The sequence below is a fragment of the Nitrosospira sp. Nsp18 genome, from assembly GCF_900103145.1.
Classification (GTDB): domain Bacteria; phylum Pseudomonadota; class Gammaproteobacteria; order Burkholderiales; family Nitrosomonadaceae; genus Nitrosospira.
In genome coordinates, this window is sequence record NZ_FMWY01000036.1 from 25,765 (window position 1) to 34,438 (window position 8,674).

The 8,674-nt window shown below is 54.3% G+C and carries 6 protein-coding genes; 5 read left to right on the forward strand and 1 reads right to left on the reverse strand.

The features are described 5' to 3' along the window. Nucleotides 1-152: 152 nt before the first annotated feature. The gene (locus BLS94_RS15355; protein WP_256325435.1) at nt 153-449 is read right to left on the reverse strand and encodes a hypothetical protein; all 297 of its coding nucleotides are present in this window, start codon (nt 447-449) and stop codon (nt 153-155) included. Between BLS94_RS15355 and BLS94_RS13375 the strand changes: the two genes are divergently transcribed. The 5 genes from BLS94_RS13375 (at nt 427) to slmA (ending at nt 8,366) form a co-directional block, all read left to right on the forward strand. Beyond that, nucleotides 427-1,617 (forward strand): TolC family protein, encoded by a 1,191-nt coding sequence (locus tag BLS94_RS13375; protein WP_256325436.1) that lies wholly within the window; start codon nt 427-429, stop codon nt 1,615-1,617. The genes BLS94_RS15355 and BLS94_RS13375 overlap by 23 nt on opposite strands. Beyond that, nucleotides 1,614-2,777, forward strand: coding sequence for an efflux RND transporter periplasmic adaptor subunit (locus tag BLS94_RS13380; protein ID WP_090961912.1), 1,164 nt, complete (start codon nt 1,614-1,616; stop codon nt 2,775-2,777). Before BLS94_RS13375 ends, BLS94_RS13380 begins: the two co-directional genes overlap by 4 nt. Nucleotides 2,778-2,781: 4 nt before the next feature. Further along, nucleotides 2,782-5,913 (forward strand): efflux RND transporter permease subunit, encoded by a 3,132-nt coding sequence (locus BLS94_RS13385; RefSeq protein ID WP_090961915.1) that lies wholly within the window; start codon nt 2,782-2,784, stop codon nt 5,911-5,913. Between the two features lie 764 nt (nt 5,914-6,677). Continuing rightward, nucleotides 6,678-7,562, forward strand: coding sequence for an acetylglutamate kinase (argB, locus tag BLS94_RS13390; RefSeq protein ID WP_090961918.1), 885 nt, complete (start codon nt 6,678-6,680; stop codon nt 7,560-7,562). A gap of 192 nt (nt 7,563-7,754) precedes the next feature. Beyond that, the gene (gene slmA / locus BLS94_RS13395) at nt 7,755-8,366 is read left to right on the forward strand and encodes a nucleoid occlusion factor SlmA (RefSeq protein WP_090961920.1); all 612 of its coding nucleotides are present in this window, start codon (nt 7,755-7,757) and stop codon (nt 8,364-8,366) included. Nucleotides 8,367-8,674: the final 308 nt, after the last annotated feature.

Here is an 8,674-nt window from a genome sequence, read left to right on the forward strand (position 1 = left end):
ACGTTTCTTTTTTAGCAATTGAATTTTATGGTTATGCCAAAATACTTCCGGCCGACCCCGGCCATCATGCCTGGAATTCAGCTTACCCACTTTCGTTGGAGCCGGGCATTGCTTTAGAAAAACTCAAGGTAGTACATGCATATCTCACTCCTTTATCGTATTTTGCCCAGCCTGATCCTTGTAGTTTCGCCGCTTACGCCCGCCTCAGCGCAAGGGTCGGCAACCATGCCTGAGCTCACTGCACCTGCTTTTGCCCCTGCACCTACGACTGCACCTACTACTGCTCCCCCCATATCCGGCGCAGTACCGCCTGTTAAAGTGCCTTCTACGATACCTTCTACTTCAGTACCGCCGACCGTGCCGTCTGGGGGATCACCTTCCGCCATACCGTCTGTCACCCTGCCTTCCGCTGCCGCATCTCCACCCGTGCCTGCCGGGGCACTCTCCATCGAAGCCTTGCAAAGGCTGGGGCTGGAAGCCAACGGACTGGTGCGTGCGGCTGGATCGCAAGTGGAGGTGGCGCAAGCAGGTGTGGTGCGAGCGACAGCCTATCCTAATCCGACAGTGAGCGTCATAGGCGGACCTCAACATCCCCGAATCCCGGCCGCAAATCCAGCAACGAACACGCGTCAGGTAACTGTCAGTCAAACTATTGAGAATCCATTCGTACGGAGCGCCCGCATCGGTTCAGCCGAGGCTGGCGTAGAGGCTAGCCGCGCCAGTTTCCATCAGGTTCGCGCGGATCTGGCGGCGCAGTTGCGGGTACGCGCATATGAACTGCTGTTGCGTCAGGAAATAGCGCGTATGGAGGCCGGTGTTTTCAACCTCATGGAAGAGGTGCGGCGGCGCATTCAAGTGGGGGTAGGTGTGGGCGAAACAGCGCGTTTCGAGTTGATCAGAGCTGACGCCGAGGTGCTGAACGCCGCGAGCCGCAAAGAAGCAGCGCTATTGAATGCGCAGCGGGCGCGGGTCGCGCTGATGCAATTTACAGCGGGTGCCTTGAAACCTGATTTCGCAATAAACGCGTCCCTCTTCGATCCGGTCAACTTGCCTCCACTGGAGCAACTGCGCCTGGAAGTGCCCGCTGTCAACCCCGACGTGTTGCGCCTGGAGGCCGAATCGGAACAGGCACGTCTGCGAATCGATCAGGAGCGCGCTTCGGTGCTGCCCTCGGTGGACGTCGTGTACAGTAATTATCAGGATGCTCAGTACACCGACAACAGGGGCGGTCTAAAAGTGACTATTCCCCTGTTGTACCAGCGGCGTGGGGAAATCAACGCCGCTGTCGCCGATTCCGCACGCGTGCGGGAAACGTTGGACTACCGCCGCTTCGAGATCGGCCAGCTGCTCGAATCTGCATGGCAAGGCCTGCAGATTGCGCAGCGCAGGGTGGAGATGTTCGAGGGCGGAATTATCAAGGAGGCCGAGAATGCATTGCAGATTGCCCAGGCAGCTTACCGCTTTGGCGAGCGTCCGCTGATTGAAGTGCTCGACACCCAGCGGGTACTTCGGGGGATATTAGCGGAGTCATTGCAGGCGCGCTTTGATTTACAGGCTGCTGCTGCCGAAATCGATCGGCTGCGGGCTTATTATCCAGGGGAGCAAGCCCAAGAATGAAAATTACCTTGCCGATAACGGGCGCCATTGTATTTACCGTTCTGCTCGCTGCGGGTTGTGGTGGCAGCGAGGAGGCTGCAACTCCCAGCAAAGAAGCCGTGCTGCAAGAGCCGGAGGATGTGAACAGCATCACGATTCGACCGGAATTGGTGCAACGCATCACCATCGGCCATCCCATGATGGTCGATCTTGCCGATAAGTTGCAGGTGCCAAGCCAGGTCGAGGTGGATGAGGAAAGGCTTGTCAGTATCGGGTCCTACGTGACAGGGCGCATCATCGATTTATACGTGACGCTGGGTGAAAGCGTTGATGCCGGAGCGCCGCTGGCGCGTATTTCCAGCCCCGAACTGACTCAGGCACAACTGGCCTATTTACGGGCATCTTCGCGGACTGTACTGGCTCAGAAAGCGGCCGAGCGTGCTCACCATTTACTTTCCGCCGACGTGATCGCTATTGCGGAGGTGGAGCGGCGTGAGTCGGAGTTGGAGGTTTCGCGTGCCGAGCTGGAGGCGGCGAAGGATCAATTGAGGCTGCTGGGCGTGGACAACGGTGCGCTGAAAGACTTGGTAGATAAGGGCCATATCCTGCCTTCCGTTGCCATCAAAGCGTCGAAAAACGGCATCGTTATTGGTCGGCATGTCATCATTGGGCAAGTGGTGCAGCCAGCCGATCAGCTATTTCAGGTAGCCGACCTGTCCGCTGTCTGGGTGGTGGGCGATGTGCCGGAGCAGATAGCGCGTAATGTGCGGGTCGGTCAGCACGTGGAGATCCACGTACCAGCACTTGGCGATGTAAACTTCGACGGGCTCATCATCTTTGTTGCCGATACCGTAAATCCTTTGACCCGCACCGTCATGGTGCGGACGATGGTAGAGAATCCCAAGCGCAAGCTCAAGCCCGACATGCTTGCTACCATGCATATCACGGATAATCCGCATAAAAGCATGGTGGTGCCGGAAACCGCAGTGGTGCGTGAAGCCAATCGCGACTATGTTTTCCTGTCTCAAGGCAATAATCGGTTTTTGCGTGTTCCCGTCGAGCTGGGCCCTGAAGTGGCCGATATGCGTCCCGTGCTGAAGGGGCTCACGGCCGAGCAGCCTATCGTGGTGGATGGCGCCTTTCATTTGGATAACGAGCGCAAGCTCGCTGAATTGGAATAAACCCATGCTTGCCTCCATTGTGCGCGCCATGCTCAAGCAACGCCTGATTGTGGTGGTGATCGCGCTGGCCCTGGTCGGCGTCGGATTGCGCGCATCGACGAAATTGTCGGTCGATGCGTTTCCGGACGTAACCAACATACAGGTACAGGTCGCCACTGAGGCAGTTGGTCGCAGCCCGGAGGAGATCGAACGATTGGTGACGGTACCGGTGGAAATCGCGATGACCGGTCTACCAGGCTTGGTAGAGATGCGTTCCTTGAACAAAAGCGGGCTTTCTCTTATCACTCTTGTATTTACCGACCAGACCGACGTTTACTTCGCGCGTCAGCTGGTAATGGAAAGGCTGATTGAAGTATCCAACAGGATGCCAAAGGGTATCACACCGGTACTCGGCCCCGTATCGACGGGTCTGGGCGAGGTATATCAATACACCATCGAACACCCCGACGATGGCGAACGTGCTCTCACGACGCAGGAATTGACTGAACGGCGCACCATACAGGACTGGGTGGTGCGTCCATTACTGCGCTCCGTTCCCGGCGTGGCTGAGATAAATTCCATGGGAGGATTTGTCAAGCAATATCATGTGTTGGTCAACCCCGACCGGTTACGCCATTATGACTTGACATTGGCGCAGGTTGACAGGGCCATCGCCAGTAATAATGCCAACGCCAGCGGCAATATACTTCCACTGCATGCCGAACAGTACCTGATCCGTGGCGTTGGCCTGATCCAGACGCTGGATGACATCCGAAATATCGTTCTTAAAGAGCTGGACGGTATACCAATATTTGTTCGTGACGTGGCGCGGGTGGAGTTTGGCACCGAGGTGCGCCAGGGCGCCAGCATCAAGAACGGCTACACCGAGTCTGTCGCGGGCATAGTAATGATGTTGCGCGGCGGGAACGCCAAGGAAATCGTTGGGCGGGTGAAGGAGAAGGTGGCCGAAATCAATGAGCGTGCGCTGCTGCCGGGTGGACTACAGATCGTACCTTTTTACGACCGAACCGATCTCGTGGATTCCGCGCTGTGGACGGTGAGCAAAGTGCTGATCGAAGGCATACTGCTCGTGGTAGTGATATTGTTCATCTTCCTCGGGGATGTACGCTCCAGCCTGATTGTAGTGGCGACACTCATTATTACGCCGCTGATCACCTTCATGGTGATGAACCAGCAGGAGATCTCCGCGAACCTCATGTCACTGGGGGGATTGGCTATAGCAATCGGACTGATGGTCGATTCCACGGTGGTTGTGGTGGAAAATGTCTATCATCGCCTGGGTCATGCTACCAGCGGCGAATCCAGGCTGCAAATTATCGTAGAAGCGGTGGTCGAGGTGGGAACGCCGGTAATTTTTGGCATTTCGATCATTATTCTGGTGTTTCTGCCGCTGATGGCGCTGCAAGGCATGGAAGGCAAGACGTTCAGTCCGCTTGCATTCACTATCGCCATTGCACTGGCGGTATCGCTTATTGTTTCCCTGACACTTTCGCCAGTACTCTGCGCGTACATGCTCAAGGGGGGCGCTGACCATGACACCAGAATTATCGCTTTGCTCAAATCGGGCTACCGTCGCCTTCTCAATTCGGCGCTAGCCAGGGAGAAAGTTACTATCATCATATCCCTGGGCCTGCTCGTGCTGTCTTTTTCCCTGTTCCCGTTGCTGGGTAAATCCTTCATCCCGACAATGCAGGAGGGCTCGATAACGCCGGTTATCATCCGTGTACCCTCAATTTCTCTAGATGAAGCCATCAAGATGGAATCAGAGGCAATGAGACTGATTGCCGCAGTGCCTGGGGTCAAGAGCGTAGTATCCAAGCTCGGTCGTGGCGATTCCCCTGCGGACCCGGCATCGCAGAACGAATCGGACCCCATTGCCGCGCTGGATCCGGATTCGGGTCGCACCCAGAAAGAAGTGGAAGAGGATATCCGCAAGGTATTGGCGGTGCTACCCGGCGTATCCATCGTCTTGTCGCAACCGATCGAACAACGGGTGGACGAGATGGTCACCGGCGTGCGCTCGCAGGTCGCGATCAAGATCTTTGGCGACAATCTGGAAGAGTTGCGCAAGCTGTCGGAGCAGGTGGCGCGCATCCTCAAGTCCGTGCGCGGCGCCAGAGATATTCGTATCGAACGTTTGTCCGGCCAGCAATCTCTGACCATCGACATCAATCGCCGCGCTATTGCGCGTCACGGTCTCAACGTCGCCGACGTGAACGAGCTTATCGAAACCGCTGTCGGCGGAAAAGCGGTTACTACCGTGTTTGAGGGCGAGCGCCGCATTGTCCTTCTTCTGCGCTTTCCCGAACGGTTTCGCAACGATGTCGAGGCGATCCGCGATCTCGTGTTGCGAGTGCCTGGAAAAACCGGGCCGGACGGCGCCTCGGCGCAAGGCGGCGTTTTAGTACCGCTGCGCGCGGTGGCGGACATCCAGGTCGTCGATGGACCGGCACTGGTGTCCCGCGAATACGCGAAACGCCGCGTGGTGATCGGCGCCAATGTACATGAACGCGATCTCGGCGGTTTCGTTGCAGAAGTACAGGAGCGTGTCGCCAAGGAAATCAAACTGCCAACCGGCTATTATTTTGTCTGGGGCGGCCAGTTCGAGAATATGGAACGTGCCATGGCGACACTTTCGCTGATAGTTCCGCTTACTATTGTAGCGATCTTCTTCCTGCTCTTCGTATTGTTCAACTCGATCAAGCTTGCGGGACTCATCATTCTGGTACTGCCGTTTGCTTCGGTCGGGGGCGTTATCGGGCTTTTCGTCACCGGCGAATATCTTTCGGTTCCGGCCTCAGTGGGTTTTATCGCCTTATGGGGCATTGCGGTACTGAACGGGGTAGTGCTGATTTCCTATATACGGAAGTTGCGTGATGAAGGGGCCAGCGTGGCCGACGCGGTCATCAAGGGCTGCGAGCAGCGCTTTCGTCCCGTGCTGATGACGGCCACCGTTGCCATGTTGGGTCTGGTACCGTTTCTTTTTGCTACCGGCCCCGGTTCCGAAGTGCAACGTCCGCTGGCCGTCGTGGTGATCGGCGGACTGATCACCTCGACTTTGCTGACACTCGTTGTATTGCCCACGTTGTACCGCTGGTTCGACGAGAAGCCCGTACACGCCAGGTACATGCCTTAGTGAGACAATAGCGAAGATCAAAACGATATCTGTACTATTCCTATAGACACTATGCGAGGCATAACGTCAAATTCCTGACCCCCCGAAGATGGCTGTGCTGGAGGCAGTTCTCTCGCCACTCCTCATTAATAACCCAAACCGAAGGAAGAGCGCACTGCTTTCGCTGAGAAGATCACAATTTGTGCCGTTGTTACGAATTATCCTGAGTCCGGTTGCTGGACAGGGTGGAGTGAACCCACCAAAAAGGTGAATCTCAAGGGATGCAAAAAATCTTTTTTGGCTATAGCGCTTCGTTGACAGATGAGCTGAAAAACGAGCGCTCAACTGTCGGATTCAGGATAATTGCTTCATCTGATCGTTCTCGCGGTTGTGCATGATAGTGAGACCGGCAATATAGGAAGGGGGCGGTCTGGTTACCACCTAATGGATCAGCTCGGCATATCCAGGGAGGCAGCCTGCTATAACCAACGCTTCCATAAGGTTGGGCTGTGATCGGACAGCGAGGATGAATTTCCTTCTTTTCTCAAAGCGCTGATACTAACCCGGATGTTTCATAAATTGACGCGCCCTCGCTGGTCTTTTGTTTCGTATGAAAATTTCGTTCAGTCGGGCGTATGAATAACTACGCCACTCTTTCACAAAATCTCCCTACAAAACAAAATCCTGCGCAATCATCACGCGAATTTATGAAACATCCGGGTTAAAATACTTAACCTGAAAAATACTCGTAAAGTTATCGAGAAGCCACGCCACCGAGAAGAGCCATGTCATCATCCCAAACTACTGCAAAAGATAAAGTTAAAATTCTGGCCGAGGCCTTGCCTTATATTCGGCGTTTTCACGGTAAAACGATTGTTGTTAAATATGGCGGTAATGCCATGATCGAGGAGCATCTTAAACAAGGCTTCGCCCGCGATGTTGTGCTGCTGAAGCTAGTAGGGATGAATCCTGTAATCGTTCACGGGGGCGGGCCCCAGATCAACGATATGCTGAAGCGGGTGGGCAAGCAAGGCGCGTTTATCCAGGGAATGCGCGTGACCGATGCCGAAACGATGGATGTGGTGGAAATGGTGCTAGGACTGATCAATAAGGAAATCGTCAACCTTATAAACCAGCATGGAGGTCTTGCAGTTGGCTTGACCGGTAAAGATGGCAGCTTTATTCGCGCAAATAAAATGCTTATGCAGGATAGTGAGAAATCGGGCGCATGGCTCGATATCGGGCAGGTAGGGGAGATCGAAAGCATAAATCCTGCTCTGATCGAGCTACTGGAAACACGCGATTTTATTCCGGTAATTGCGCCTGTAGGCGTGGGTAAAAATGGCGAATCCTACAATATCAATGCCGATCTGGTTGCGGGAGAGCTGGCTAGAGTTCTGAATGCAGAAAAACTGATACTGCTTACTAATACCCCCGGCGTGCTGGACAAGGATGGTAACCTGCTAACCGGATTGACGGCGCAGAGAGTAGATGAATTATTTGCCGACGGGACTATCTCGGGAGGCATGATACCAAAAATTGGTTCTGCGCTGGACGCAGTAAAAAGCGGCGTTAAATCCTGTCATATTATTGATGGGCGCGTCGAGCATGGATTGCTGCTTGAAGTGATGACGGATGAAGGCGTGGGAACGCTTATTAAGGCGAACTAGGCGGATTAGGCGAGCCCTTACCATAGATTCACGGCAGGATACGAATTCGGTTCCAGCTCCATTGACCCAGATGGCGTTATCGCCGCTAACGATATTTCCCGACTTATCTCGTGAATATTCACGCCTGAGCCGCCTTTGGCTTGACACAGGCTTAAAAAATTTGAATTACAGAGTTATCGAATCGAGGAATACATGGCAGCCAAGCCCGGCGAAAGAAAAGATCAAATCCTGCAGGTTCTGGCGGGGATGCTGGAAGAGCCCCGTGCCGGGAAAATCACTACAGCGGCGCTGGCTGCCAACCTGCATGTTTCCGAGGCCGCACTTTATCGTCATTTCGCCAGTAAGGCCCAGATGTACGACGGCTTGATCGAGTTCATCGAGAAAACGTTATTCAGCCTTATCAATAAGTTGACAACGGAAGAGTCAAGTGGCGTTAAGCAAGTAGAAGGGATTTTAGCGCTACTGCTTGGTTTTGCGAAGAAGAACCCCGGTATGACAAGAGTATTGATCGGCGATGCGCTGATAAATGAAAATGATCGCCTGCAAGCACGCATCAATCAATTGCACGACCGGTTGGAGGCGACGCTGAAACAGGCGCTGCGCTTCGCCGCCGGTGAGCGTGAAATCGCGTCCGATTCGGACATATCCGCCCAGGCAAACATGCTGATGTGCTACATTACGGGCCGTTGGCATCAATTTGCTAAAAGCGACTTCAAGCGAGATCCGATGGAGTATTGGGAAGCGCAACGCCGGGCAATACTCTCAAGTGAGGCATTCAAACATGTTGTTCCGGCCGATGATTGAAATGCTGCTGGCAAAGCAGGGCAGTGCGCCCGCGTGCACGCCGGGCTGAACCAGGGCAAAGCACGCAATGCGCCAACCAGGGCTGCGTTCTCTACTACCGGCGTGAAATCCGGAACCGCAGCTTCGAGGAAGGTTACAGTCCAGCTAGCAGGTCATAACCATTTCATGCTAATCGCCGCCTGTTCGCTCTGTTGGCTGAAATAGGTGGCCCTACGAATTGCGCCGAATTAAATGTAACCGAAAGGTATTCTGAGAAATAACGTTGCGCCATATTGAAGGTTACCGAAAAGGAGACCTTGATATGGTAA